General features: G+C 68.0%; 23 protein-coding genes and 1 tRNA gene. 16 read left to right on the top strand and 8 right to left on the bottom strand.

Going from position 1 to position 26443, the window contains the following annotated elements; genetic code table 11:
- Positions 1–7: 7 nt before the first annotated feature.
- The 6 genes from A3IC_RS0107205 (at position 8) to A3IC_RS52975 (ending at position 7615) form a co-directional block, all read left to right on the top strand.
- The gene (locus A3IC_RS0107205; protein ID WP_020549389.1) at positions 8–949 is read left to right on the top strand and encodes a 4-(cytidine 5'-diphospho)-2-C-methyl-D-erythritol kinase; all 942 of its coding nucleotides are present in this window, start codon (positions 8–10) and stop codon (positions 947–949) included.
- 52 nt (positions 950–1001) lie between these two features.
- Entirely contained in the window at positions 1002–2783 is a 1782-nt protein-coding gene (locus A3IC_RS0107200) for an ABC-F family ATP-binding cassette domain-containing protein (RefSeq protein WP_086018411.1), read from the top strand.
- Positions 2784–3030: 247 nt separating this feature from the next.
- Positions 3031–3453, top strand: a complete 423-nt coding sequence (locus A3IC_RS0107195; RefSeq protein ID WP_158695838.1) for a hypothetical protein — start codon at positions 3031–3033, stop codon at positions 3451–3453.
- Between the two features lie 49 nt (positions 3454–3502).
- A complete protein-coding gene (locus A3IC_RS0107190; protein ID WP_020549386.1) occupies positions 3503–4951 on the top strand; it encodes a YfdX family protein in 1449 nt (482 codons plus the stop codon).
- Between the two features lie 567 nt (positions 4952–5518).
- Positions 5519–7078 carry a polysaccharide biosynthesis protein gene (locus tag A3IC_RS0107185; protein WP_020549385.1) on the top strand — a complete coding sequence of 520 codons (1560 nt, stop codon included), beginning with the start codon at positions 5519–5521 and terminating at the stop codon, positions 7076–7078.
- Positions 7079–7180: 102 nt separating this feature from the next.
- Positions 7181–7615, top strand: coding sequence for a pyridoxamine 5'-phosphate oxidase family protein (locus tag A3IC_RS52975; protein WP_020549384.1), 435 nt, complete (start codon positions 7181–7183; stop codon positions 7613–7615).
- Between the two features lie 66 nt (positions 7616–7681).
- On the opposite strand, the gene A3IC_RS52970 is transcribed toward A3IC_RS52975, so the two are convergent.
- Complete coding sequence (locus A3IC_RS52970) at positions 7682–8041, bottom strand: hypothetical protein (RefSeq protein ID WP_158695837.1); 360 nt, start codon at positions 8039–8041, stop codon at positions 7682–7684.
- Positions 8042–8140: 99 nt separating this feature from the next.
- Entirely contained in the window at positions 8141–8572 is a 432-nt protein-coding gene (locus A3IC_RS52965) for an ATP-binding protein (protein WP_020549382.1), read from the bottom strand.
- Between the two features lie 221 nt (positions 8573–8793).
- Between A3IC_RS52965 and A3IC_RS0107165 the strand changes: the two genes are divergently transcribed.
- Together A3IC_RS0107165 and A3IC_RS64360 are read left to right on the top strand one after the other, a co-directional pair.
- Positions 8794–9636: a helix-turn-helix domain-containing protein gene (locus tag A3IC_RS0107165; protein ID WP_079026291.1), complete on the top strand. Its 843-nt coding sequence runs from the start codon at positions 8794–8796 to the stop codon at positions 9634–9636.
- The gene (locus tag A3IC_RS64360) at positions 9633–9830 is read left to right on the top strand and encodes a DUF397 domain-containing protein (protein WP_079026290.1); all 198 of its coding nucleotides are present in this window, start codon (positions 9633–9635) and stop codon (positions 9828–9830) included. Before A3IC_RS0107165 ends, A3IC_RS64360 begins: the two co-directional genes overlap by 4 nt.
- Positions 9831–9862: 32 nt before the next feature.
- On the opposite strand, the gene A3IC_RS68385 is transcribed toward A3IC_RS64360, so the two are convergent.
- The 4 genes from A3IC_RS68385 to A3IC_RS52955 form a co-directional block, all read right to left on the bottom strand.
- Positions 9863–10738 (bottom strand): hypothetical protein, encoded by an 876-nt coding sequence (locus A3IC_RS68385; protein ID WP_158695836.1) that lies wholly within the window; start codon positions 10736–10738, stop codon positions 9863–9865.
- Positions 10739–12388: 1650 nt separating this feature from the next.
- Positions 12389–16858 carry a DUF6531 domain-containing protein gene (locus A3IC_RS52960; protein ID WP_020549379.1) on the bottom strand — a complete coding sequence of 1490 codons (4470 nt, stop codon included), beginning with the start codon at positions 16856–16858 and terminating at the stop codon, positions 12389–12391.
- 13 nt (positions 16859–16871) lie between these two features.
- Positions 16872–17222 (bottom strand): hypothetical protein, encoded by a 351-nt coding sequence (locus tag A3IC_RS0107150; RefSeq protein WP_020549378.1) that lies wholly within the window; start codon positions 17220–17222, stop codon positions 16872–16874.
- The gene (locus A3IC_RS52955) at positions 17215–17643 is read right to left on the bottom strand and encodes an SseB family protein (RefSeq protein ID WP_020549377.1); all 429 of its coding nucleotides are present in this window, start codon (positions 17641–17643) and stop codon (positions 17215–17217) included. Before A3IC_RS52955 ends, A3IC_RS0107150 begins: the two co-directional genes overlap by 8 nt.
- A gap of 163 nt (positions 17644–17806) precedes the next feature.
- Between A3IC_RS52955 and eno the strand changes: the two genes are divergently transcribed.
- The 5 genes from eno (at position 17807) to A3IC_RS0107120 (ending at position 23053) form a co-directional block, all read left to right on the top strand.
- A complete protein-coding gene (gene eno / locus A3IC_RS0107140; RefSeq protein WP_026217965.1) occupies positions 17807–19087 on the top strand; it encodes a phosphopyruvate hydratase in 1281 nt (426 codons plus the stop codon).
- 56 nt (positions 19088–19143) lie between these two features.
- A complete protein-coding gene (locus A3IC_RS64355; protein ID WP_020549375.1) occupies positions 19144–19761 on the top strand; it encodes an FtsB family cell division protein in 618 nt (205 codons plus the stop codon).
- A 91-nt stretch (positions 19762–19852) separates the two neighbouring features.
- Entirely contained in the window at positions 19853–20371 is a 519-nt protein-coding gene (locus A3IC_RS0107130; RefSeq protein WP_020549374.1) for a DUF501 domain-containing protein, read from the top strand.
- The gene (locus A3IC_RS0107125) at positions 20368–21303 is read left to right on the top strand and encodes a Ppx/GppA phosphatase family protein (protein ID WP_020549373.1); all 936 of its coding nucleotides are present in this window, start codon (positions 20368–20370) and stop codon (positions 21301–21303) included. Before A3IC_RS0107130 ends, A3IC_RS0107125 begins: the two co-directional genes overlap by 4 nt.
- Positions 21304–21703: 400 nt before the next feature.
- Entirely contained in the window at positions 21704–23053 is a 1350-nt protein-coding gene (locus A3IC_RS0107120) for an NAD(P)/FAD-dependent oxidoreductase (RefSeq protein WP_020549372.1), read from the top strand.
- Between the two features lie 59 nt (positions 23054–23112).
- Here A3IC_RS0107120 and A3IC_RS0107115 read toward each other — a convergent pair whose 3' ends face one another.
- Entirely contained in the window at positions 23113–23889 is a 777-nt protein-coding gene (locus A3IC_RS0107115; protein WP_020549371.1) for an ABC transporter ATP-binding protein, read from the bottom strand.
- A 339-nt stretch (positions 23890–24228) separates the two neighbouring features.
- Between A3IC_RS0107115 and A3IC_RS68380 the strand changes: the two genes are divergently transcribed.
- Positions 24229–24310, top strand: a tRNA-Leu gene (locus A3IC_RS68380).
- Positions 24311–24632: 322 nt separating this feature from the next.
- The gene (locus A3IC_RS0107110) at positions 24633–25487 is read left to right on the top strand and encodes a Bax inhibitor-1/YccA family protein (protein ID WP_020549370.1); all 855 of its coding nucleotides are present in this window, start codon (positions 24633–24635) and stop codon (positions 25485–25487) included.
- A 167-nt stretch (positions 25488–25654) separates the two neighbouring features.
- Here A3IC_RS0107110 and A3IC_RS0107105 read toward each other — a convergent pair whose 3' ends face one another.
- Entirely contained in the window at positions 25655–25888 is a 234-nt protein-coding gene (locus A3IC_RS0107105; RefSeq protein ID WP_020549369.1) for a DUF4287 domain-containing protein, read from the bottom strand.
- A gap of 169 nt (positions 25889–26057) precedes the next feature.
- On the opposite strand from A3IC_RS0107105, the gene A3IC_RS52945 reads away from it, so the two are divergent.
- Positions 26058–26429: a hypothetical protein gene (locus A3IC_RS52945; protein ID WP_020549368.1), complete on the top strand. Its 372-nt coding sequence runs from the start codon at positions 26058–26060 to the stop codon at positions 26427–26429.
- Positions 26430–26443: the final 14 nt, after the last annotated feature.

Raw genomic sequence — 26443 nt, 5'->3', positions numbered from 1 at the left:
ACGAGCCGTGTCTTCCGTCACCGTCAGTGTTCCCGCGAAGGTCAACCTGCAACTCGCGGTCGGTGGGGTGCGGCCGGACGGCTTCCACGAGCTGGTCAGCGTCTTCCACGCCGTGTCCCTGTACGACGAGGTCACCGTCACGCCCGCGGACCGGCTGAGCCTGGTCTGCGAGGGCGAGGGCATCGACGAGGTCCCGCTGGACCACAGCAACCTGGCCGCGCGCGCGGCGATCCTGCTCGCCGACCGGCTCGGCCGCGAGCCGAACGTGCGCATCCACATCCGCAAGGGCATCCCGGTCGCGGGCGGCATGGCGGGCGGCAGCGCGGACGCGGCGGCGACACTGCTCGCGTGCGACACGCTGTGGCGCGGCGACACTCCTCGCGAGATGTTGCGCCGCCTCGGCGCGGAGTTGGGCAGCGACGTGCCGTTCTCCGACCTGGGCGGTACCGCGATCGGTACCGGGCGCGGCGAGCGGCTGGCCTCGGTGCCGACCACGGCGCGCTTCCACTGGGTGTTCGCGCTGGCCGACGGCGGGCTGTCCACGCCGGCCGTGTACGGCGAGTGCGACCGGCTGCGCGAGGTGGCGGGCGAGGTGCTCGGGCGGCCCGCGCCGCGCGAGGAGCTGATCGCGGCACTGCGCGCCGGTGACGCGTACGCGTTGGGCGCCAACCTGGTCAACGACCTGCAACCGGCGGCCCTGTCGCTGCGGCCCGCGCTGGCCGCGACGCTGGCCGCGGGAATGGCCGCGGGGGCGGTCGGCTCGCTGGTGTCCGGGTCCGGGCCCACCTGCGCGTTCCTGGCGCCGGACCGGGAGACCGCGCATGTGGTGGCCGAGCGGCTGACCGAATCGGGCACGTGCCGGGCCGCGCGGGTCGCGTTCGGCGCGGTCCCCGGGGCCCGGGTGCTGCCGCGCCGAGTCGTTCCGGTGGAGCGCGAGAACACGGTCTAGTGTGGACCGTTAGAGTTGGTCGAATGCGAGCGTTGCGGTATGGCGGTTCGGTCTGATGGCGAACCTGGTCAATCTTGAGTCAGTCGGCAAGGCGTATGTCATGCGCACCCTGCTCGACGAGGTGTCCCTCGGCGTGGCCGAAGGCGACCGGATCGGGGTCGTGGGCCGCAACGGGGACGGCAAGACCACGCTGATCCGGGTGATGGCCCAGCGGGAGCCGGTCGATTCCGGCCGGGTCACCCACGTGGGTGGGCTCAGCCTGGGCATCCTGAGCCAGCAGGACGACCTCGATCCGGCGGCGACCGTGCGCCGGGAGATCGTCGGCGACCGCCCGGAGCACGAGTGGGCGGGCGACGCGCGCATCCGCGACGTGCTGACCGGGCTGTTCGGCGGACTGGCCATGCCCGGCTTCGAGAGCGGCATCGACTCGGTGATCGGCCCGCTGTCCGGCGGTGAGCGGCGCCGGATCGCGCTGGCGAAGCTGCTGATCGAAGAGCACGACCTGATCATCCTGGACGAGCCGACCAACCACCTCGACGTCGAGGGCATCGCGTGGCTGGCCGGCCACCTCAAGACCCGGCGCTCCGCGCTGGTCGTGGTCACCCACGACCGCTGGTTCCTGGACGAGGTCTGCACCCGCACGTGGGACGTGCAGGGCGGCAAGGTGCACGACTACGAGGGCGGCTACTCGGCGTACGTGCTGGCCCGGGCCGAGCGCGCGCGGATCGCGAGCACCGAGGAGACCAAGCGGCAGAACCTGGTCCGCAAGGAGCTCGCGTGGCTGCGGCGCGGCGCGCCCGCCCGTACCTCCAAGCCCAAGTTCCGGATCGAGGCGGCGAACGAGCTGATCGCGGACGAGCCGCCGCCGCGGGACACCCTGGCGCTGCGCGGCTTCGCCAACGCGCGACTGGGCAAGACCGTCTTCGAACTGCTCGACGTGCGGATCGAGGCGGGTCCCAAGACGCTGTTGGAGCACCTGACCTGGAACCTGGGCCCGGGCGACCGGATCGGCCTGGTCGGGGTCAACGGTGCGGGCAAGACCTCGCTGCTGCGCGCGCTCAAGGACGCGGCGTACGAGGAGAAGCAGCCGGCCGCCGGCAAGGTCGTGGTCGGTCGTACCGTCAAGCTCGCCTACCTCTCCCAGGAAGTGGTCGAACTCCCGCCCACGCTGCGCGTCCTGGAGGCGGTGTCGCAGATCCGCGAGCGGGTCGAGATCGGCAAGGGCAAGGAGATGACGGCCGGTCAGCTGTGCGAGCAGTTCGGCTTCACCGGCGAGAAGCAGTGGACGCCGGTCTCCGACCTGTCCGGTGGCGAGCGGCGCAGGCTGCAGTTGCTGCGGTTGTTGATGGACGAGCCGAACGTGCTGTTCATGGACGAACCGACCAACGACCTGGACATCGAGACGCTGACCCAGCTGGAGGATCTGCTGGACGGCTGGCCGGGTTCGCTGGTGATCGTCAGCCACGACCGGTACTTCGTCGAGCGCACCACGGACACCGTGCTCGCGCTGCTGGGTGACCGCACGCTGCGGATGTTGCCGGGCGGCATCGAGGAATACCTCAAGCGTCGCCGGGACGCGGTCGAGGCGGGGGCAATCGCCGCGCCGACCCGGCGCGGTGGCGGCGACACGCGCGCGGCGAAGAAGGAACTCCAGCGGGTGGAGCGGCAGTTGTCCAAGCTGGCCGATCGGGAGAAGAAGGTGCACGACGGCTTGGCCGAGCACGCCACCGACTTCGACAAGGTCTCCGCGCTGGACGCCGAACTGCGCGCGATCCGAGACGAGCGCGACGAGTTGGAGATGCGTTGGCTGGAACTCGCGGAGGAGACCGAGTAGCCGGATCCTCGGCCGGATCCTTCGGACGACGCGCGCTCCGGCGGTTCATCGAATCGATGGCCGGAGCCGGTCCCGATGTGAGGGTTACCCCGTACCCATGGGTCACATCCGCTATGTAGTCTGGGAAGACTGATACGGGTGTGCCGCGATGCGCCGCCTCGGAAGACGGGGCAACGTGCGGCGCGTTGGTAACTAGCTGCGTGGTGGCGGGTGAGGTATCGGCTCCACGCACGGGGGAGTGTGGCAGATGCTCATCGCGGATATCGGGGATGGTGGGCCCACGGGGGTCTCCTCGTCGGACATGCAGGCGCTGTCCGTCGGGCTGGAATCGATGGTGCAGTTCCAAAAGGACGTCCAGCGCGCGCTGGACGACCTGGACACGTCCACTGCGGCACCGCACAAGCTGGTCGACAACCGCGTCGAATTGGACGCCTCGGGCAACTTCGGGGAAGCGATCCGGCTGTGGTCGGCGTACGTCGGCGTGCGTCAGGAGCTGATCGATCTGTCGACGCAGCTCAAGCGCCAGATCGAGGCGATGCAGATGACCGTGCAGTACGTGCAGGGCACGTACGAGGGCAACGAGGCGGAGTTCACCGCCAAGTACAAGTCTCTGCAAGAGGACTACGCGAACAACGCGCCGGCTCCCGCACCGCCGGCGAAGAAGCCCTGAGCGGCTCGGGATTCGACCGTGACGGGAACTACGGGGACGGGGTGACGACATGCTGGATGCCGGTGGTGGCGGTGGCGGGTGGGGAAGTGGGCCCACCAACTTCGAGGAGTATTCGCACGAAGCGCTGAAGGCCATGATCGACGGCGCACGACCCGCCGAACTGACGGCATCGGGGAAGGCGTTGCTCGATGCCAAGGAAACGCTGGAGACGCTGACGACGGCGCTGGAGACGCGGATCAGCCGTCTCGAGTGGACCGGCAAGTCCGCGGAGAGCTTTCGTGAGTGGACCGGCAAGGTCATGGTCGCGACCCGCAAGTTCGCCGAGCACTCGGGCAAGGTCGGCACCGCGATGGACCACGCGGGCAGCGAGCTGAGCTTCGCGCTGCTGACCATGCCGGAGGTGCCCGCGAACGCCAAGCTGATCGTGGACAGCAACGGCGAGAAGCGGCTGGTCTGCCAGCCGGGAGACACCCCGGACAAGAAGGCCATGGTGACCTCGGCCAAGACCGAGCTGGAGAAGGCGCGCCAGGAAGCCATCCGCCGGATGGAGAGCCTGAGCAGCACCTACACGGTGACCACCGAGACGCTGGCCCAGGCGCCGGCGATCGACTTCCCGCCGTTGCCCGCGTTGCCGACCGTCTCGCACAGCGGTGGTGGCGGATCGACCAACGGCGGTCGTCGGACCACGAACAATGTGACGGTCAAGACCACCGGGGACAAGGACGGCGGCACGCTGATCCCCGGCCACGGCCCCACCGGCCGCGGTGGCGAGAACCTGATCGAAGGGTCCGACGGCTCGGGCGGCGTCGGTTCGGTCGGCGGTGGTGGCGGCTACGTGTCACCGAAGGACACTGGCCTGCTCGGTACCGGCCCGTTCCAGAACGGCCCCGCGACGTTGCCCGACCCCGGTCCGATGGTCACCGGTCAGGGCCCGATCGGCACTCCACCCAGCGGCGGCGGGCCCCGGGGCCTGCCCAACGGGCTGCCGATGTTCCCCGGCGGCAAGACCGGTGGCTTCCCGCCCGGCGGCAAGTCCGGTGGTTCCAAGGCCCAGTTGACCTCGAATCCGCTGAACAACCAGCGCGGCCCCAACGCGACCTCGAACACGGAAGGTCTCACCGGGGGTCGGCAGACCGGGCGTGGCCCGACCGGCGGTGGCGGCGGCCACAACAACTCCGGCGGCGGCACCGGTCCGCGCGGCGGTGCCGGTGGTAGGCGGTTCACCGGGCAGAACGGTGGCGTGGTCGGCGGCACCGCGCGTTCCGCAGGTGCCTCGGGCCAGTTCTCCTCCGGCGGCAGCGGCCTGGCCGGCCGGGCCGGAGCGGGCGCGGGCAGCCAGGTCGGCGGCGGTCGCGGCGCGGGCATGCGCGGTGGCGGTGGGATGGGCGCGGGCGGCGGTCGCGACGAGCGCAACCGGCGGCAGCGCGCGGACTACCTGCACGAGGAGGAGGAGACGTGGACGGGCGACCGCACGACGACTCCGCCGGTGGTCGACTGATCGGAATCGGCGGACCGGGATCGACCGGCCCGGTTGGCGAGGTCGAACAGCGGTAATACGGCAGGGATTTGTGGTCGGCCCCATTCGCGATCGTCGCGGGTGGGGCCGATTCGTCGTATCGCGGTGGTGGTTTGTTGTATCGCGGGGGCGATTTGCCGTGTCGGAGGGCCGATTCGCCTGGGCCGCGGGCGTGATCGGGGCCGCCGGGCCACTCGACACGTGTCCACCTCGGTGGGCGCGGTGGGTGGGCACGGCGGGATGACGGCACGGGAACGTGCCCGGAAAACCCCGACGATCACGGGATGATCCTTTGCGGACACGGAAAAGGCGAAGTTGCGGGTGTTTGGGCAAAACCGCGACGGGGGCCGAGAGTGGGCCGTACGCTGAATCCGGAGTGCCGGTGGTTGCCTGCGCGGTTGTTGGTTCAGGCGATGCGCTTGGGCCGCGAGTGACGCCGCGACTGTGGGACCACCGGGGTCGTGGGGGCAATTGGGGCAGTCGCGTACGACCGCCGGGTAGGCGTGGTGCGATGGGGGCGTCCCAGCCGCACCGGCGTGTCGGTGCCGCATGTGGTCGGTGCACGATCCGATGCCGATCACGCTGCACCTGACCGAGGGGGGCTTGATGGGTCGGAGTTCAGCAGCGACGGACAGTTCGGGAGCGGGTCTGCGGACCCTGGTCGTGGGGGCCGGGTCGGCGGGCAGCGCGTTGGCGCGAGATCTATTGCGGACACCCGATTTCGGGTTGCGTCCGATCGGATTTCTCGACGACGATCCCGACAAGGACGGGATCCGGGTCGCCGACGCGGACAACCCACAACATCTGCTTCCGGTTTTGGGCGGCCTGGCCGCCCTGACCGATGTGGCATTGGAGCATGGCATCGAGGTGGTCGTGCTGGCCATCCCGGGGCTTCCGCACGAGGAGTTTCGCAAAGTGGCCGCCGGCGCCGCCGCGATCGGCGCCGCCGTGCGGTATCTGCCGTCCTTCCTGGTCGCGTTGCGGCGTGACGTGGTCGGCAACGACATGCGCATGCTCGACGTCAACCGGCTGATCGGTCGGCAGGAGCTGCACGTGGTCTCGGCGTCGGTGCGCGAAGTGATCGCGGGCCGCCGGGTGTTGATCACCGGCGCGGGCGGCTCGATCGGCAGCGAGTTGTGCCGGCAGGTGTACGGCTTCGGGCCGAGCCGGATGTACATGCTCGATCACGACGAATCCAACCTGCACCGTCTGCAACTCGACGTGTGGGGCGAGGCGTTGCTCGACGACGAGACGCTGGTCATCGCGGACATCCGGGATCGCCCGCGGATCGAGCAGCTCTTCCACGACCTCAAACCGGAGGTGGTCTTCCACGCCGCGGCGCACAAGCACCTGCCGCTGCTGGAGCGGCATCCCTGCGAGGCGGTCAAGTCCAATGTGCTGGGCACGGAGAACCTGGTCCGCGCCGCGCTCGACGTGGGGGTCGAGCGCTTCGTGCTGATCTCCACGGACAAGGCGGCCGACCCGGTCTCGGTGCTCGGGGCGACCAAGCGGCTGGCCGAGTTGATCGTGCAGGCGAACACGCAGGCGCCGGGGGTGTTCGCGGGTGTCCGGTTCGGCAACGTGCTGGGCAGCCGCGGCTCGCTGCTGTCCGTACTGGCCGAACAACTGCGCGCGGGCGGCCCGGTCACGGTCACCCATCCGGACGTCACCCGGTTCTTCATGACGATCGAGGAGGCGGTGGGACTGGTCCTGGAGGCCGGCCGGATGGCCCAGGGCGGCGAGATCTTCGTGCTCGACATGGGCGAGCCGGTGCGGATCGTGGACTTGGTGCACAAGTTCGCCGAACAGGTGAACCTGCCGAACGTGCCGATCCGCTTCACCGGCCTGCGGCCGGGCGAGAAGCTCAACGAGGCGCTGTTCTCCACCACCGAGGAGCGCCTGCCCACCGAACATCGGCGGATCCAGGCGACCGTGCCGCCGGGCCAGGCCCTGGACGCGGTGGTGCGGCTGCCGGAGCTGTACGACGCGGCGGCGGTCAACGACACGAACGCGGTGCGCGCGCTGTTGTCCGAGCTGCTGCCGGGCTACGTGACGCCGGAGCCGGCCGGGGCCGAGGTGTTGTCGGCGCCGTATCCGGACGACTTCTAGACGATCTCCGTACACCTCGTGGACGGCGATCACGTGACCGGTGGGGCGAAGGGCGCAGTACGGTGGCCATGAGGCCCCTGTGCTGCGAAAGGCGGATCCTCCATGATCGACCCCGAACTGAGGACGGCTCTGGACGCGATGCTCGGCGATCCGGAGCACTGGGTGCACGTGGGCACGGTGACCCCGACGGGGGAGCCGCACGTGACGCCCGTGATGCTCGCGTACGACGACGAGTATCTCTACCTCAGCCTCACCGGCCGCACCAAGAAGGCGAATCTGGAGCACGACCCGCGCGTGTGCCTGTCGATGGCGCGAGACGGCGACATCGCGCACGTCATCGTGTGGGGCGAGGTTGCCATGCGCGAGGACGAGTGGGCCCAGGAGCGCTGGGAGTTCGCCATGCGGCACATCCTGGGCGAGGCGGGCCTGGCGCAACAGCGCCGCCCGCTCTCCCGGGAGGGCACGAGCCTGGGGGTGGTCACCCCGAAACGCTGGCGGGTCTTCGGGTTGGGGTTGGGGCCGGGCCCGGGGTCGTGAGGGCCGGCTGTCCGTTCGGGCGGGGGTCGTGATGCCGGGCCGGCCGAGTAGGCCAGGTCAGCCGGGTCAGCCGAGTCGGCCGTGGAGCGCTTCGTCGGCCTGCCGGTGGATCTCCGCCTGGGCGAACAACACCGAGGCCACGTAACACGGCAAGGCGATCAACGCGGCGACGAGCACGACATCCTCGGCCCGGATCAGACTCATGGCGACCCCGATCAGCCCGAGTGCCAGTGGCAACCACCGCCGCCAAAACGCGAGGTCATACATACGAGCCACCCGCGCGGCGCGCACGAGCACGACTCCGCCGATCCCGAACACCAGAACAATCGCCAGCAACTCCACGGCAGTACGGGGCCTTTCCGGCATCGGGCGCGACAGGGGAGCCTCCAGCAAACCAGAAGTGGCCTGAATGTGCGCCCCGTTCACGCCTCGGGGGTGCCGGAGAGCCCAGTCAGGTGGTGCCGAGAAGCCCCCGATCGGGGCCGTCGGCCCAGCCGGCTGCCATCGCCTCCCCTGCTCGGCGCATCATTTCGGCCCCTCCGAGACCCCGAGAGCGAACCAGATCCGCTTGCCGCGCACGAGCGATTTGCACCCGTGCGCCTGGGACAACTCGGCGAGCAGCGGAACACCGCGGCCGTGGTCGGCGAGCCCACTCATCGGCAGTCCGGCCCGCGTCGGCAGGGCCCGGCTGCCGTCCTCGACGTCGACCACGATCCGCGCGCCGGGGCGGTCGTAGGACACCCGCACCCGGACCCGCGTCCGCGGGGCGTGCCGCACGGCGTTGCCGAATACCTCGGTGGTGAGCAACTCGCCCAGCCAGATCACCTCTTCGTCCGCGATCCCGAGCCGAGTCAGCGCCGCCACGACGACCCCGCGCACCGCCGGGGCATACGGAGCGTCCGCCGTACATGTCAACGAGGCGATCGGCACGCAGCCCTTGAGGATGGATGTGGACATGCGCGCGTCTCCAATGGATCGATGCATGTCGCTTCGCGCAGAGTGGAAGAGTATCCACACAGCGTGAGCGGCTCCTTGGCTGGGACCATAACTGATGCGCATAAAGTCGCGCATTAGGTCTCACTCGTATTGATGTAGTCCGGGTGAATGGGGTTCACATCGCCAACCACGGCCGTACTCTGCCGCAGGATTCATCCGGACACAGAGGCGAGGGACAGCCCATGGCCACAGCTCCGACCTATGCGCGCCGAAGGTTGGGCGGGGAACTCAGACGCTTGCGGCTCAGGGCGGGTTTGACCGGCGAGGGTGCCGCCGAGGCGTGCGGGTGGAGCCAGACGAAGATCGTTCGGATCGAGACGGGCCGGGTTTCGCTGACACGCCACGACCTCCTCAAGTTGTGTGGTCTCTTCGAGACCTCGGAGGAAGAGACCGCACGGCTCACGGCTTGGCGCGAAGGCGCCACGGACTTCCGCTGGTGGCTGGAGTACGCCAACGTCGTCAGCGCCCAACTCCAGGAGTACCTGTCACTGGAGGCACAGGCTGCCGAGATTCAGTCGGCCAACACGAGTGTGATGCCCGGACTGATCCAGTCGCCGCGTTACATCGAAGCACTGTTCGCGACGTCGCCTTGGACTCCGGATCCCGATCTTGCCGCCTCACTCATCGAGGTCCGGCGCAAGCGCCAGCTTCTGCTCGAAGGTACGGCTGTTGTCTCCATCGTCATCGGCGAGTCGCTGATCCACGCAACGTTGGGCAGGGCCGATGTCCTGCGGGACCAGCTGCGTCACATGCTGGAACTGGCTTCGCGTCCCGGAACCTCTATCCGGTTGCTTCCTTTCGATGCCCCGGCGAGTCCCGTCGAAGGCGGCGTCACACTGTTGGACTTCGCGCACGACTACGAGCCCAGCGTGGCGGTGACGGAACACATGCGTGGCTTGGAGATCAAGGACGGCGCGGTCGAAGTACGCCGCTGCCAAAGGCTGTTGGACCACCTTGGGGGTCATACGCTGTCCCCTGAGGACACGAACAAGGTCATCGAGCAACGATTGCGAGACCTGGCATGACTGCGAATGCGCTTGCGTGGCGAACTTCCTCCTACTCGTCCGCCACCGACACGAACACCTGCGTCGAGGTGGCACCTACCGCCTCGGCCACCGCCGTACGGGACACCACATCGCGTGAGCGTGGCCATCTGTGCGTCCCCGCGGCGTCTTGGACCACGCTCGTGCGAACCCTCAAGGGTGAGCGCGGCCGCTGAGCGGCACACTCGGCCGGGCCCGGCAACCGTGGTCAGAACAGCGGTGCCAATGTGCGGTCGTAGCGCGGCTTGCAGGCTGTGCACGGGATCGGGCGTCCTTCGTGGTCTTCGCCGCGCCAACCGCCCTTGCAGCCGCAAGGGGGTGGCGCCGCCGGGGTGGGCGCCGGGTCTCCGCTCATGGATCGGCGGAACGTCTCGCGCATGGTGGTGTGTATCTCGATCGCCTCGTCGAGGCGGTACAGGAGGACGGCCAGTGGTGAGCGGATGCCGGGGCCGGTGAGTGGTCCACGGGTGCGGATCGTGTCCGCGAGGTCGTGGATCAGGACGTCGCGGTCGGCGCGTTGGGCGAGCTTGAGGGCGACGCGGTGCAGGCCGGGCATCAGGAATTCGTGGGACTCGGGCGGGAGTTGTTCGACCAGGACCTTCGCCGCTCGGAACGACGCGTTGTCCGGCGGGCTCGCGCGGGAGGGAGTGGGGGGAGACCCCGTTTCCTCCCTGATAGAGGTAACTACAGGGAGCGGCTCATCCAGATGAACCGTTGAGGCGCCGTGGTGAGCGGTTGAGCGCCTGCGGGTCGTGTCCGGTGAGGGGCTCAACGGCTCATCCCGGTGAGCGGTTGAGCCGGCACTCAGCGGTCCATCCGGATGAGCCGTTGAGGGGATGAGCAGGGCGTACTCGCTGGGTGATGAGGTGCCGTCCCCGAGCCGATGGCCGCGGTGGACCTGGAGCAGGAGCCCGCGTTGCTGCAACGTGTCGAGTGCGCGACGAACGGTGGAGAGGTGGAAGCCACCGTCGGCGGCGAGCATGGCGTGCGTGACGCGGATGCCGGTGCCGTCCGACTTCGCGTGGGATGCGAGCAACAGTGCGAACAGCAGCAGCGTTCGCTCGATCCCCGGATCACCGCGCACGACCTCCTGCCACCTGGCACGACGCGCATATGGGGGAATAGCGGGGGAATCGGTGGTCGGGAAGGAAGTGTTCAGGCATGCTTGTGCCTGAGGATGCGCCGTCACTTCGGCGTTGCCTTTCGGTCGATTCGCTGCCTGAACAGCGGGTTGACTAGCGGCGATCACCTTCTGAGGGGTGATCGCCGCTTTCCGTAGTCGAACCGTAACGGCCGTTTAATCGCCGATGCCCAACTTTCACCCGATCGAGCGACCAACCATTTTTTGACACCCCGTCACCGCTGAGCGCGGCGCCGATGTGTTCGCGGGGTGGGCGCCTGTATCCCTCGAACCACCCACGCAACGTGCCCAATTCGTGACTGTGTACCGGTGCGACCCATCAGCGCCCACGGCCGTTGTCTCCTGCGAACTCGCCTCAGAACCTGACCCCTGCTCCATGGCTGGTTCAGGGACTGCCGCGAATGTCCTTGCGGCGAGCTTGCATCGAGCATGGCGATTCACGCGCATACGCGACCGAACGATGGTTGGAGGAGCACCTTCAGCTCGGCCGAACCGAACCCGGTGTGTGGGAGGCGGTTGCTACGCCGGACCCAGTCGCGGCGAGCAGGAGCATCCTGCCGGGCGGGCGGCTGTCGGTCGTCGATCGGGAGCGGGCGGCGGCCGGAGAGGCCCTGACGCTTTGCGGCGTTCGCGGGTGGTCCTCCGGAGTGGGCAGATCGAGGAACACCTTGCCGTCGAGACGTTCGCGCGGATGCCGTCGGGCGGCAGACGCAGTACTTGAACATGTTGCCGCCGGCAATGCCTCGGATTTCCGTCGCGAGGCCAGCTGCTTGGCATTGCGCCGATCGAAGCGGCCGAGTTCGCGTGGAGAGGTGCAAAAATATTGCCCGGAATTTCCCAGGTCCAGGATTCCCGTGTGCCGCCGGGGCGTTTGCGCCACGCACCGCCCATGGCTTGATTATCGATGGGCGGCGCGTCGACGAGATTGCATCATTCTCCTATGAAACGTAGCAATCCGTAAGTACGGACGACCTCTTCTGCCGCGTTTCCGATATCTCGAATAATTTCCGTTGATTCCGCGGATGGAAGGGCTCTCAGTTCTTCGGCAAGCATTTCGGATTGAATTGGATTAAGCAAAGTCAGCCCGTACCTGGACACTCCTCGGCGGGTCGTTCCACGAGGAGCGGACTCGCATGCATGCAGAAAAGATTCGTCAGTGTCGTCCTGGAGAGTGCGAACGACCTGTTCGCCGCGATTTAGAACGTAGATTTCCATACCCCTTGCTCCTCCACTTTTCTATGAGCATGGCCTCGTGCCCGGGTGGGATGCGATCACTGTCCGGCGAACCGGAGAAATCCTCGCGTTTGGACGGCCTCATCCGCCGCAGCGCAGATGTCTTGAATTGCGGTGGACCACTCCGCTGCCGGCAAGGCTCTCAGTTCTTCGGCGAGCATTTCGCATTGAATGGGATTAAGGAAAGTCATCCCGTATCTGGATACCCCTCGGCGGGTGCTTCCTCGGGCGCCGGCCTCGCATGCATGCAGGAATGATTCGTCGTCGTCATCGCGGAGAATGCGAACGACTTCTTGTCCGCTATTGAGAAGATAAACTGTCATATTGGCACCCTCTTTCGGTCGTGGTGGCAGGAAGGGGTCAGCCCGGAACGGCGACCGGATACATGGTGATCACACTTCCCCACTTGTCGTGCACGATCATGACCCAACTGGTGGCACCACCGCCTGTCTTGCCGGAAGCTGTTCCGACGGTTTTCTTGAAGTCGAATATGCGCTCATAGTAGTTGGATTTGTTCATTGGCCCGGGGATTCCGTTTTTCATCCCGGTTTCGAAAATCTCATGGAGTTGCCCGTCTGTTACCGTCGAGTTGAAAACGCCCTTATTTACAGGGTCGCATAACGGGCCTCCGTCGAAATGATAATCTCGCACATTCTTGATGGACCATTCATCCAGTTCGGGAGGGGTGACATTCGCCGGTAGCTTCCATCCGTCCCCGTAATCGCCCGGTGCCAATCCAAGAGGATCGAATAGGATATGGGGATTTCGGGGGTAGGTATAATTATTTTCGGCGGGAGCCAGGCCCAGGGGATCCGGGCTGAGGAAGCGGCCCGTTTCCGGCTCGTAGTATCGCCAGGTGTTGAAGTGCAATCCGGTCTCGGCATCAAAATACTGACCCGGAAAGCGTAACGGGCACTGTATGGAACCGGTCTCCGGAAGAGTCGTCACTCCCCAAAGGCTCTTTCGCGCCTGCCAATTGACCCTGCCCGTTTCGTCCACAAGTCGAATCGGTGTGCCGACAAGGTCGGTGGCTACGGCATTAACGTGTTCCTGGGCCCCCCTCTCGCCTCTTCTGTGAAAGTCGGCTTGCAAAAGAGGATGAAAAGACCCTGGGCGGTACTCCCAAAGGGACTCATCGTTCTGCATTGTTGTTTGATATGCCAGGCGGGGTCCGTCCCAGTCGAAAGTAATTTCGAAACCGGCATCATCTGTGCGCTTGGCTACGCGCCGAGCGAGTGGGTCGTAGGTATAGTGCCACCGGGTTCCGTCGGGAGTGACCACGTTGAGCAGGCGGTCATCGGCGTCCCAAATATAGGACCACGTCAGCGATTTTCCGGACAGAGTTTTTCGTGAGCGACGGATGACGCGCCCCTGGGCGTCATGGGTGTAATGTGTACGACCAATCCTTCCGATCAATGTACCGGTGACATCGCTCGCGCCCTGGAAATCCTGATCCGGTCCAGGCCACGACGAGCGTACTTGATTTCCGGCCGCGTCATATGCGTAGTGTTCGGTCCAACCCTTGTTGCGAACGTCGGTGACCCGGCCGACTTCGTCCAGATCGTAAAGCGCGAGACCGGTTGTTGTCTCATCGATGGAGGATACGTATCCGTCGGCACGGTAGGTGTATGTGCGATTGTAGGTTTCGACGGATTCCAGGGTTGGATCCACCGTGAGAGCGAGTTTGCTGACGGGAAGGCCGACCCTGATTGCTTGACGTTCGAGTCGGTGAGTCTCGTTCCATTCCTGAGTGAAGGCGACCCGAGAGCCGAAGCGGCGCTGTACTTCGCGGTCGGCCGCATCATATGCGAACTCCAATGTATGGCCTGCCGCCGTCAGGGAGGAGGGCCGCCCTTTCGGGTCATAGGTCCATTCGCTCGTATGCCCCGACGGAGTGCGGCGGCGTATTCGTCGACCGAGCGCGTTGTACGTGCTGGAAAAGGTGCGGCCGTTACTGGACTCCTCGATGACGCGACCTAGCGCGTCTCGTGTGAAGACGAGATCCACATCCGCGTTGGTCGCCCGGATCAGGTAGCCTGCGGCATCGTATTGATGGGTGGTTTCGTGGCCGGTGGCTGCGTGTAGTTCGGCTGTCATCCTGCCCAGCGCGTCTCGGCTGTAAGTGATCACTTCCCCAGCGCCGTTGATGCGTTGTGTCAGCCGTCCCGCCGCGTCGTGGTGGTAGGTGAGTTTTCGGCCGTTGAAGTCGGTCTCGGCTAGCAGACGGCCTGCGGGGTCGTATTCGTAGTCCCAGGTGCGGCCCTGTGGGTTGGTGACCCGGGTCAGGCGTAGTTCCGCGTCGTAGGTGAACTCCAACCTTGCACCGTCTGGGTCGGTTCGGGCCGCGGGGAGGTCGAACCGAGTGCATTCGTAAGTGGTGATGAAGCCTGCCGCGTTGGTGTGCCGGCGGAGGGTGCCTTCACCATCCCAAGTCCAGGATTCTCGTGCGCCGTCCGGGCGTTCACGCCAGGCCGGTTTGCCCTCAATGGTCCAGGCCGTGTGGGTGGTGCCACCGATGGGGTCGACCGTCGCGATGCTGCGACCAAAGGCGTTGCGAATGACGGTGGTTGTCGCGCCGAGAGGATCAGTGATAGCGAGGGGAAGGCCGGACCCATCGGTGTCGACGGTTGTGGTGTGGCCGAGGGAGTTGGTGAGAACTGACATGCGACCGGCTTCGTCGTACATGTACGAGGTGACCGCGCCCAGTTCGTCGGTGGCCGTAAGGAGGTTGGCGCGCTCGTCGTACGTGTAGCGGCGCCGGCCGCCGTCCAAGCCCGTGACGAGGGTGGGGCGGCACAGCAGTGGGTCGAAGTCGGCGACGGTGAAGGTGCCGTTGGGGAGGACGACGCCGACCGTGTTGCCCAGGGCGTCGTACGAGTACCGCGTGGTGTGGCCGAGTTCGTCGGTGACGGCCACTCGGCGGTTGTAGGAGTCCCACTCCGTGGACCGGGTGCCGCCGAGGGGGTCGGTTTCGCGGATGACCTGGGACCAGTCGTTGTATTCGTACTCGCGGACCGCGCCGAGGGCATCGGTCATCCTGGTTATTCGGGCCGCGATGTCGTACTCGAACGTGTTGTCCATGATGCCGTCGACGCCCGAGCCGCGTACGCAGCGGCCCGCCTCGTCGTATTCGTACTGGTACCAGGTGCCGTTGCGGTCGGTCCACGACGTCATGCGGTGGTGCTCGTCGTAGGTGAAGCGGAGGGGGCGACCGGAGGAGTTGACCACTTCCAGCAGGTCGCCCGACTCGCCGTAGGCGAACGTGACCAGGTCGACCGAGGCCGTCGAGTCGTCGGACCTCATGTGGGTGACGGGGTCCGCGCCCAGCAGCCGAAACCCCGTGATCAGCCCGCCCGCCGTGTCCACCGCGACCCGATACCCACCCGAGTGGGTGACCTCGCACGGCACGCCCGCCTCGTCATACAGGTAGTCGATCCGGCTCCCGTTGCGATCGACCACCGCCCGCACCGGTATTCGCCGCGAGAGCACCTCCGGCAGTGCCGCGAACGACCAACTCCGTCCCCGCTGCGGATCGCTCACCGTGAACGTCCCGTTCGGCGCCCCGTCCCACACCAACGGCCACCGATACCCGCCCATCGGCATGACCCGCTCGCCCGGCCTGGGTACCGGATACCGCAGCACCATCCCGTCGGCGGCCGTGAACGTGACCCGGTCCGAGCCCAGTTGCAGGTACTGGTCGAACGTCGAGGCCCACCGCTCGCCGAACCACCGCCCGCCGCCGAACGCCGTCCGGTGATGCCGCTCCAGGACCAACGGCAGCGCGCCCGCCAGCGTCACATCGGTCTGCGGCAGCACCATCTCGCCGGTGACCACGTCGATCGGTTCGCCCTCGCGCGTACAGGCGTCCGCACCCCGGCAGCGCGGGTTGTCCCGCTTGGCGATGGCCTTCTCGGCGGGCGTCAACGCCTTGTTGCCACCGCGTGTCGCCAACGTCAGTGCCAGGTCGGGGGCGAGGTGGCCGAGGAAGCGCGCCGGGTTCTTCTTGAAGTCCTCCCACGAGGTGACGAGCGAGTCCTGGGCAAACCCGATCGGGTCCCGAGCCATGCCGAGCATGCCGGTCGCGATGTTCTTCAGGTCGGTCGCGTAGGCGGCCGGTTCGAGGTACGCCCGAGCCGGGTCGACGACCCCCGCGAAGCTCGCCAACTCGAAGAACGCGTCGGCCCCGCCCTTGAGGAATTCGATGCCCGCATTGCCCAGCGTCTTCCAGACGTCCGGGTCCAGATCCAACACGCCGACCGACTTCCGCAGCTCCAACATCGCGTGCGCGTCGGCCTTTTCCACCCGCTCCCGGACCCGCTTCAACTGCTCCTGGGCCTCGCGCAACATGTCGGCACCCGGATGCCCCTCGGGTTTGTGCGGTAGTTGCGGCAGGCACTCCTTGCCGACGCCGTTGGCCTTCTGTACGTCCTGATTGCGCTTCGCGAGGTCGTACGACTCCTGCTCGCGCGCCTGGGCCTCGATCAGCCAGAAGGCTTGCCTGGCCTTGGGGATGATCTCGTTCGCGCACTCGCCCTGGGCGAATCGGAGCACCTCGGCGAACTCGCGCAGCTTTTTGGCGACGCTCGGGTATTCCTTGCCGTGCAGCTTCAGGACCTCGGTGACCAGCTTCAGATCCTTGCGGAACCCCTCTGCGGCATCGCCCCGCCAGAGGTCCTTACCGTCGACCTTGCCGAGCCGATCCTTGGCCTCCAGCGCCTGGACCGAGAACCGGGTGAACACGTCGGCGACGGCGTGCAGTACCTCCCAGTCGCCCGGTATCAGACCCCGAGGCTGCGAATCGGGCGTGAGCGGTTCGCCTGACACCAACACGGTGAAGCCTCCGTCAGTCCGTCGTGCTCATGTCGTCGCCCGCATGGATCGAGGCCGCGCCGCCGGGCGTGAAGAACCTGGCCTCCGCGTCCCGTTCGGCCTCCTCGTACTGCTGGGCGGCCATCTCCAAGGTGATCGCGATGTTTTCGCCGAGGCTGACCAGCGCGGCCATCGCCTGCGCGGACTTCAGCACAATCTCGCCGGCCTGATACGGCGACGAGTAGTGCTTTTGCAGTGCCGCCAGTTGCGCCTGCAACGGCTGCTGCTTCTGGGCGATTTCGCGGGCGACCAGCAGTGCGTCGATCAACTCGGTACTCGCCCCGCGCACGAACGCGCTGTCGACCTTGAATCCGTCGTCACCCACCGGTGGCCTCCGTCTCCGGCTCGCCGTTCCACAGACTCGCCCGCAGCCGCACCGGTTGCGGGCCGGCCAGGTCCACCGCGATGTCGTAACCCGCCGGCAACAGCCGCAGCAGGTCCCCGCCCTCGCTCGCGAACCAGTCGCACGCCCCGCCGACGAACAGCGCCAACTGCTCCGCGGAGGTGAACACCGGTACGACCCCACCGCCGGGCGGTCCGATCGCGGCGAAGCCCACCTGCTCCGTGCGCTCGCAGTACAACCGGGCCGCGAGCAACGCGGCCAACAGCGCGGGCGGATCGCCGTCACCCGCGAGCAACCGGGAGATCTCCCGCTCCAGCGGCGAAGCGGCCCCGGCATCTCCGGCCGCCTCCGCCGCGCCCGCCGCCTCCGCGGCCCCCGCAATCCCGCCCTCCGGCTCGGTCATGTGTGCGCCCCCGCCTCTCGACCGAGCGTCACCCTAGCGAATTCGTTCACATTCGCGTCACCGACCGGTTGCCCACAGCTACCCGTTCCCGGGCGAACCGCGCCGTGCCCTGCTACTAGGCTGGCCGAGCAGACCAGCGTGCCCCTTGATCAAGGAGAAACTCGTGCCGTCCATCGACGTCATCCACGCCCGGGAGATCCTGGACTCCCGAGGGAACCCCACGGTGGAGGTCGAGGTCGTCCTCGACGACGGCAGCTCGGGCCGTGCCGCCGTGCCGTCCGGCGCTTCCACCGGCGCCTTCGAGGCCGTCGAACTGCGTGACGGCGACGAGACCCGGTACGGCGGCAAGGGTGTGCAGAAGGCCGTCGACGCGGTCAACGAGCGCATCTACGAGGAGATCGCCGGCACCGAGGCCGACGACCAGCGGCTGATCGATCAGGCGATGATCGACCTGGACGGCACCGAGAACAAGGCCGAACTCGGCGCCAACGCGATCCTGGGCGTCTCGCTCGCCGTCGCGCACGCCGCCGCCGAATCGGTGAACCTGCCGCTGTTCCGCTACCTCGGTGGCCCGAACGCGCACGTGCTGCCGGTGCCGATGATGAACATCCTCAACGGTGGCGCGCACGCCGACACCAACGTGGACATCCAGGAGTTCATGATCGCGCCGATCGGCGCGGAGACCTTCGCCGAGGCGGTGCGCTGGGGCACCGAGGTCTACCACTGCCTCAAGTCCGTGCTCAAGGCCCGCGGCCTGGCCACCAGCGTCGGCGACGAGGGCGGCTTCGCGCCGAACCTGGAGAGCAACCGCGCCGCGCTCGACCTGATCGTCGAGGCGATCGAGATGGCCGGCTACACCCCGGGCTCCGACATCGCGCTGGCCCTGGACGTGGCCGCGAGCGAGTTCCACTCGGACGGCGCGTACGTGTTCGAGGGCGCGAAGAAGACCTCCGCCGAGATGTCGGCCTATTACGCCGAGCTGGTCCAGGCGTACCCGCTCGTGTCGATCGAGGACCCGCTGGACGAGAGCGACTGGGAGGGCTGGGTCGCGCTGACCGCGCAGCTCGGCGACAAGGTCCAGCTCGTCGGCGACGACCTGTTCGTGACCAACCCGGAGCGGCTGGCGCGCGGCATCGAGGAGAAGGCGGGCAACGCGCTCCTGGTGAAGGTCAACCAGATCGGCACATTGACCGAGACTCTGGACGCCGTGTCGCTCGCCCACCGCAACGGCTACCGGTGCATGATGAGTCACCGGTCCGGCGAGACCGAGGACACCACGATCGCGGACCTCGCGGTGGCCACGGACTGCGGCCAGATCAAGACGGGCGCCCCGGCGCGCTCCGAGCGGGTGGCGAAGTACAACCAGCTGCTGCGCATCGAGGAGATCCTCGACGACGCGGCGGAGTACGCCGGCCGCGGCGCGTTCCCGCGCTTCGACGGCTGACCCCGGGTCGAGCGGAACATCGTCGGCGCCGAATCGAGGGAACGGCGGGAGGACGCGTGAGCGAGCAGCGCGAGGGGGGCCGCAGGACGGCCGCTCCGAGCAGGGCCGCCCGCGCGTCCCGGGCCGTCGCGCCGCCGCGTCAGGCGCGCGGTGACCGTCCGGCGGCACCGGCCAGACCGAAGGTCGTCGCCGCGGTCGGGTCCATCAAGGACTCGGCCGCGGCGGCGAGCCTGGGTCGGCTGCGCCGGCGCGGCGGCGGCAGGTGGATCGTGTTGACCCTGGTGGTCCTGAGCCTGGCCGTCGCGCTGGTGTACCCGCTGCGGCAGTACCTGGACCAGCGGGCCGCGGTGGACGACCTGCGCGAGAGCACCCGCAAGCAGCAGGCGGAGACCGAACGCATGCGGTCCGACCTGGAGCGCTGGAACGACCCGGCGTACGTGCGCCAACAGGCACGCGAGCGGCTGCACTATGTCTACCCGGGGGATACCGCCTACCTGGTGGTGCCGCAGTCGGGCAATCCGGGCAACCCGGCGCCGCCCACGCCCGCCCGGGCCGGTCCGCCGCCCTGGTACCGCAGCCTGTGGGACTCCACGCGCGACGCGGATCGGGCCGGCGCGCCGACCGCGAGCGCGACTCCCACACCCACGAGGACGCCGGCCGCGTCGATCGGGTAGTCGGCCGATTCCCCGGGTCGAGCGCGGCCGGGACGGCACCCGGATCGAACGTCGGTCCGAGTCACTCAGCGAAGCAGGAATACTTTCCTTCATGGATCAGCACGACATCGACGCCGTCAAGGCGCAGCTCGGCCGTACCCCGCGTGGTCTGCGCGGCGTCGCACACCGGTGCCCGTGCGGGCTGCCCGACGTCGTGGAGACCGCCCCGCGCCTGGAGGACGGCTCGCCGTTCCCGACGCTGTACTACCTGACCTGCCCGCGGGCGGCGTCCGCGATCGGCACGCTGGAGGCGAACAACGTCATGCGCGACATGAGCGCGCGCCTGGCCGAGGACGAGGACCTCGCGGCCCGCTACGCCGCCGCGCACGAGGACTACATCGCGCGCCGGGACGCCATCGAGGTGCTGGAGGGCTTCCCGTCGGCCGGCGGCATGCCGGATCGGGTCAAGTGCCTGCACGTGCTGGCCGGCCACGCGCTGGCCGCCGGGCGCGGCGTCAACCCGCTCGGCGACGAGACGCTGGACGCGCTGCCCGAGTGGTGGGCCAAGGGCCCGTGCGTGTGTGTGGACAAGCCGGCCGACGCCGAAGCCCCGGAGGACGAGACCCGATGACCCGACGCGTCGCCGCGATCGACTGCGGCACCAACTCCATCCGCCTGCTCGTCGCCGACCTGGACCCGGCCGCCGGGACGCTGGTCGACCTGGACCGCCGGATGCGGATCGTCCGGCTCGGCCAAGGCGTCGACGAGACCGGCCGGCTGGCTCCGGAGGCGTTGGAGCGCACCTTCGCCGCGTGCCGCGAGTACGCCAAGGCGATCGCCGAACTGGGCGCCGAGCGGGTGCGTTTCGTGGCCACCAGCGCGAGCCGCGACGCGGAGAACCGGGATGTGTTCCGGACCGGCGTGCGCGAGATCCTGGGCGTCGAGCCCGAGGTGATCTCCGGCGACGAGGAGGCCGCGCTGTCCTTCGCCGGGGCCACCCGGGAACTCGCCGGGACCGGCGCCGTGCAGACGCCGTACCTGGTGGTCGACATCGGCGGCGGCTCCACCGAGTTCGTCCTGGGCGACGATCGGCCCGAGGCGGCGCGATCGGTGGACATCGGCTGCGTCCGGATGACCGAGCGGCACCTGCGCGCGGACCCGCCGACGCAGGATCAGGTCGCCGCCGCGATCGCCGACGTCGAGGCCGCGATCGCCCGGGCCGCGGAGGTGGTCCCGATGGCTCGCGCCCGGACCCTGGTCGGCCTGGCCGGCTCGGTGACCACGGTCGCGGGCATCGCGCTGGAGTTGCCCGAGTACGACTCCACGGCCATCCACCACTCGCGCCTGACCCTCGACCAGGTCCGCGCGGTGACCGCCCGCCTCCTGGCGAGCACGCACGCCGAACGGGCGGGCATCCCGGTGCTGCACCCGGGCCGGGTGGACGTGATCGGCGCGGGCGCCCTGGTGCTGCGCACGATCATGGAACGCACCGGCATGACCGAGGTCGTGGTCAGCGAGCACGACATCCTGGACGGGATCGCCTGGAGCCTCGCCGAAGGCTGATCGGGTCGGCGAACGACCAGGGAACCATGTCCAACGTTCGGACACGGCGAAAAGTTTGTGAATCCCTTCACATGGTCGCGGAGGCAAAACTTGGCCATGTGGGGCCGTTTTCCTCTTGATGGGCCGGCCGGACGGGGGTATTGCCTTCGAACGCGATGGTCGCCGCCGGTTCGAGGTGGAGATCACATTGCGCCGTCCCCGGATGCCTCGGGCAGGATCGACGCAGGTCACCGGGACCGGGTCGGTGGACAAGCCGGCCGAATAGGGTCGAGTGGATCTTCCTCGACGGCACGCCGTGCACAAATGCACAAGCAAAAGGACGAAGGGTACCAGATGGCCCCTTCGGTACTGCGCGCGGCCTCAAAGCACCGGCGAGTTCGATCGGTGGATACTTCCAAACATGAGCAACACGGATCGCCCTCGCATCCTTATCGTCGGCGGCGGCTACGTTGGTCTGTACGCCGCGCAGCGCATCCTCAAGAAGATGCGCTACGGCGAAGCGACCGTCACGGTCGTCGACCCGCGGTCGTACATGACCTACCAGCCCTTCCTCCCGGAAGCGGCCGCCGGCAGCATCTCACCGCGCCATGTCGTGGTGCCGCTGCGCCGTGTCCTGCCCAAGGCCGAGATCGTCAACGGCCGGGTCACCTCCGTCGACCACGACCGCAAGGTCGCGCTCGTCGAGCCGCTCGCGGGTGAGTCCTACGAGCTCGGCTTCGACTACATCGTCATCGCGCTCGGCTCGATATCGCGGACCTTCCCGATTCCCGGCCTGGCCGAGAACGGCATCGGTCTCAAGACCATCGAAGAAGCCATCGCGCTGCGCAACCACGTGCTCGGACAGCTCGACCTGGCCGACTCCACCACCGACGAGGAGATCCGCCGCAAGGCGTTGACCTTCTGCTTCGTCGGCGGCGGCTTCGCGGGGATCGAGGCGCTGGCCGAGGTCGAGGACATGGCGCGCGACGCGGTGCGCTACTACAAGAACCTCAAGCGCGAGGACATGCGCTTCGTGATGGTGGAGGCGGCCAACCGCATCCTCCCCGAGGTCGGTCCGGAGCTCGGCGCCTGGACGCTGGAGCGCCTCAAGGCCCGGGACATCGAGTTCCACCTGGAGACGTCGCTCAAGTCCTGCGTCGACAAGCACTGTGTGCTCTCCAACGACGTCGAGTTCGACGCCTCCACGATCCTGTGGACGGCGGGCGTCAAGCCGAACCCGGTGTTGTCGGAGTACGGCCTGCCGCTCGGCCCGCGCGGCCACGTCGACACCCGCACCACCCTTCAGGTGGTCGGCATGGACAACGTGTTCGCCGCCGGCGACAACGCTCAGGTGCCGGACCTCGCCGCGGGCGAGGGTGCCTGGTGCCCGCCGAACGCGCAGCACGCGTTGCGGCAGGCGCGGGTGCTGGGCGACAACGTCGTCTCGGTGATGCGTGGGTTCCCGCCCAAGGACTACAAGCACAAGAACCTCGGTGCGGTCGCGGGCCTGGGCCTGCACAAGGGCGTCGCGGTGATGTTCGGCAAGTTCAAGCTCAAGGGGCTGCCGGCCTGGGTGTTCCACCGCACGTACCACGGGGCGATGGTGCCGACGTTCAACCGGAAGTTCCGGGTGTTCGCCGACTGGACGCTGTCGGCGTTCTTCCGGCGGGAGATCGTCTCGCTCGGAGCGATGGAGCACCCGCGGGACGAGTTCGCCGAGGCGGCGCTGCCGGCGCCGCGGCCGGCGGTCGAGCCCGCGGCGAAGGCCTGACTGTTGCGTTGGGGCCCGGTACGCACCGCGGTGCGTACCGGGCCCCTTCGCGTTTGTCCTCAGACGGTGCGGGTGGCTTCGAAGCGCTTCATGCGCTCCAGGACCAAGTCCGAAGTGGGGTCGTGCATTTCGTCGACGATTTTGCCGTCGGCCAGGAAGAGCACGCGGTCCGCGTAGGACGCCGCGTTGGGGTCGTGGGTGACCATCACGATCGTCTGCCCGCTTTCGCGCACCGATCTGCGCAGGAAGCCGAGCACCTCGGCGCCCGAGCGCGAGTCCAGGTTGCCGGTCGGTTCGTCGGCGAAGATGATCTCCGGCTTGCTCGCCAGCGCGCGGGCACACGCCACACGTTGTTGCTGTCCGCCGGACAGTTCGCTCGGGCGATGCGTGAGCCGATTCCGTAGGTCGACCGTCTCGATCACGTTGTCCAGCCATGCCTGATCCGGCTTCACGCCCGCGATGTCCATCGGCAGCGTGATGTTCTCCAGTGCGGTCAGCGTCGGCAGCAGATTGAACGACTGGAAGACGAAGCCGACCTTCACCCTGCGCAGCAGCGTCAACTGCTTGTCGCTCAGGGCGGACAACTCCACGTCGCCCAACCGCACCGAGCCCGCCGAGATCGAGTCCAGGCCCGCCAGGCAGTGCATCAGTGTGGACTTGCCCGACCCGGAGGGACCCATGATCGCGGTGTACTGGGCGCGTCGGAATCCGGCCGAGACGCCGTCGAGTGCGATCACCCGCGTCTCGCCCGTGCCGTAGACCTTGGTCAGGTCGGTGGCGACGGCGGCGAGCGCGCCGTTCGTCCCGGCGCCCGCGATGGGTTCGGTGGCGGTCACAGAAGACCTCTTTCGTCGCGATCGGATCCGATGCGGGGCGGCGTACGCACTCCGTCGTGCCGGGCGGCGAGGATCCGGGACCGGGACGACCGCGGTCACCGCGTGACGGTCGGCCCGACGGACTCTCGACCCCGTGGTCCTACCCGGGTTCGGCGGCCGAATGCGGCACGTCTCCTGCTCACCCGCCCCAAAACGCCCATTCGGCACCATCTATATCGCATGCGGACGGGTCGCCTCCCGTCGCTCTCCGCGATCGAACGTATCCGCGTAAGGGGTCTGCGGGGCCTCGAAACACTAGGGGTCAACCCGGTGCGCCGGGGCCGCTACGCTCAGCATCGCCCCCGGATGGTGGAACGCAGACACGAGGAGCTTAAACCTCCTTGGCCGCAAGGCCGTGCGGGTTCGAGTCCCGCTCCGGGGACAACTCGAAACGGCGGCTGACCTGCAAGAACGCCGTATCGTCGCGGACTCGCGACAGTGGGCCTCGGTGGTCTGGACCACCAACCGGATGATTTCCCGGGCCCGCGGGCCACCCTCACTCGCGCATAGCGCAGGGTGTTCCCGTGCTGACAGCGATCGGCTTCGCGATGGATTCCATCCGACTTTTTATGACCGGACAGTGACCACGGGCACAAATCGCGTGTCCGGACGCGTTGTAGGGGAAAGATGGAAGCCCCGAGCGCTTTACTCGGGGCTTACTCTCTTAAGCCACGACCCCCACCCGGGGGCATGGAGGAGATGACATGAGGAGCAGCAACCCGGTGCTCACGCGGCGGGGGGCGTTCGAGACCGGCCGGCAGGAGCAGGCCGGTTACGGAGCGCCGCAGCCCGGGCCGCAGGGCGCCCCGTACGGTGGGCCGCAGCCGCCGCCGATGCAGCCGATGACCCCCGAGCAGCTTCAGGAGATGTACCGGGCGCAGTCCGCCGGTCCGCTCCAGACCGGCCGGATGACCATCGACGATGTGGTCGCGCGCACCGCGATGACGCTGTTGACGGTGGTCGTCACCGGCGCGCTGTCGTGGGCCTTCCTGCCGTTCGAGAACTTCGGCTGGGCGGTCGGCGCGGCGCTCGCGGCGTTCGTCGTCGCGATGATCGTGACCTTCAAGCGTGAGGTCAGCCCCGCACTGGTGCTGACCTATGCCGCGCTCGAAGGCGTGTTCCTCGGCGCGATCAGCCACGCGTTCGAGCAGCAGTACAGCGGCATCGTGGTGCAGGCGGTGCTCGGCACGGCCTCCGTCTTCGTCGGTGTGCTGGTGGCCTACAAGTCCGGCTGGATCAAGGTGACGAGCCGCTATGTGCGGATCGGCATGGCGATCGCGATCGGCTTCGTCCTCCTCACGTTCGTCAACCTGCTCGCGATCCTGATCGCCGGTGGCGACGGCCTCGGCCTGCGCAGCGGTCCGCTCGGCATCGTGATGGGCATCCTCGGCATCCTCATCGGCGCCTTCTTCCTGTCGCTCGACTTCAACGAGATCGAGCAACTGGTCGCCCAGGGCGTGCCGCAGCAGGAGTCGTGGCGGGCCGCGTTCGGCCTGACCGTGACCCTGGTGTGGATCTACCTGGAGGTCCTGCGGCTGCTGTCGATCCTGCGGGACTGACGCGGCGCCGCATGACGGCCTGAAGCGCGAGTGGCGGTGCCCCCGAGAAGGGGCACCGCCACTTTCGCGTATACGGAGATGTGTGCGGATCCGCGGAGTCGACAGTGGTCAGCGTGGCAGGGGTCTTCGACGGTGGATCGGTGGCGCGGCGGCCTCGGGGCGGGGGATCAGCTGACCCCGCCCGGCGCGTGCCGGCGACGTTCGTGCTCGCGGACGATGGCGAGGGCGTGCCCGTGTCCGAGGTTGTGCTCGCCCTGGAGCCAGGAGACCCGGTCCTCGAACCGGGAGAAGGCCGGACCGGCCTCGATTTCCCTGAACCAGTCGGGGAGTTCGCGGCCGGTGCAGGCGGGCACCCGGGCCACGAGGTTCCGGTGGGTCTCTTCGGAGAAGTGCAAGGACATAAGCGCCTCCGGTGAGCGTTCCGTTACCCGAGCGTGCATGACGGGCGAACGGTTGGCAAGCGGTCGAAGCCGACCCGCACGCGGTGTGCGTACTGGGTACGCTCCGGTTATGTCGTCCCGCATCCCCATCCCACCGGTCGGGAAACCGTCCGTTTCCCTCACGGTTGACGTGGGCCCCTTCGTGAAGGAGTCCGGCGCGGTCGCCGATCGACTCCGGCACCTGTCCGAGGCCCGGTTGAAGGCGCCGCTGACCGCCCGTCAGGAGTCCTCGCCGACTCGGGCGGGCGCGGCCCTCGCGCTGGCCCAGTGTCTGGCCGACCTCGCGGCCGCGGTCGAGGGCGAGCCGCTGCGCGAGGTCCCGGATCTGGGTGTGTTCGTGGTGGGCGATCAGGTCGCGGTCACGTCCGGCGATCTCGCGTCGGCGTTGGGGGCGTTGGCCGAGGAGCACGCGCTGATCCTGCAGGACGGCGAGCCGACGACGGCCGGTGACGTGGTGCGTCGGGCGCGGGCGATGGTGCGCGAGTTGTCGGCGGCGATCTGAGTTCGCGGTGCGGC

The sequence above is a fragment of the Embleya scabrispora DSM 41855 genome (genome assembly GCF_000372745.1).
GTDB lineage: Bacteria > Actinomycetota > Actinomycetes > Streptomycetales > Streptomycetaceae > Embleya > Embleya scabrispora.
This window is presented reverse-complemented; position numbering and strand designations above follow the sequence as displayed.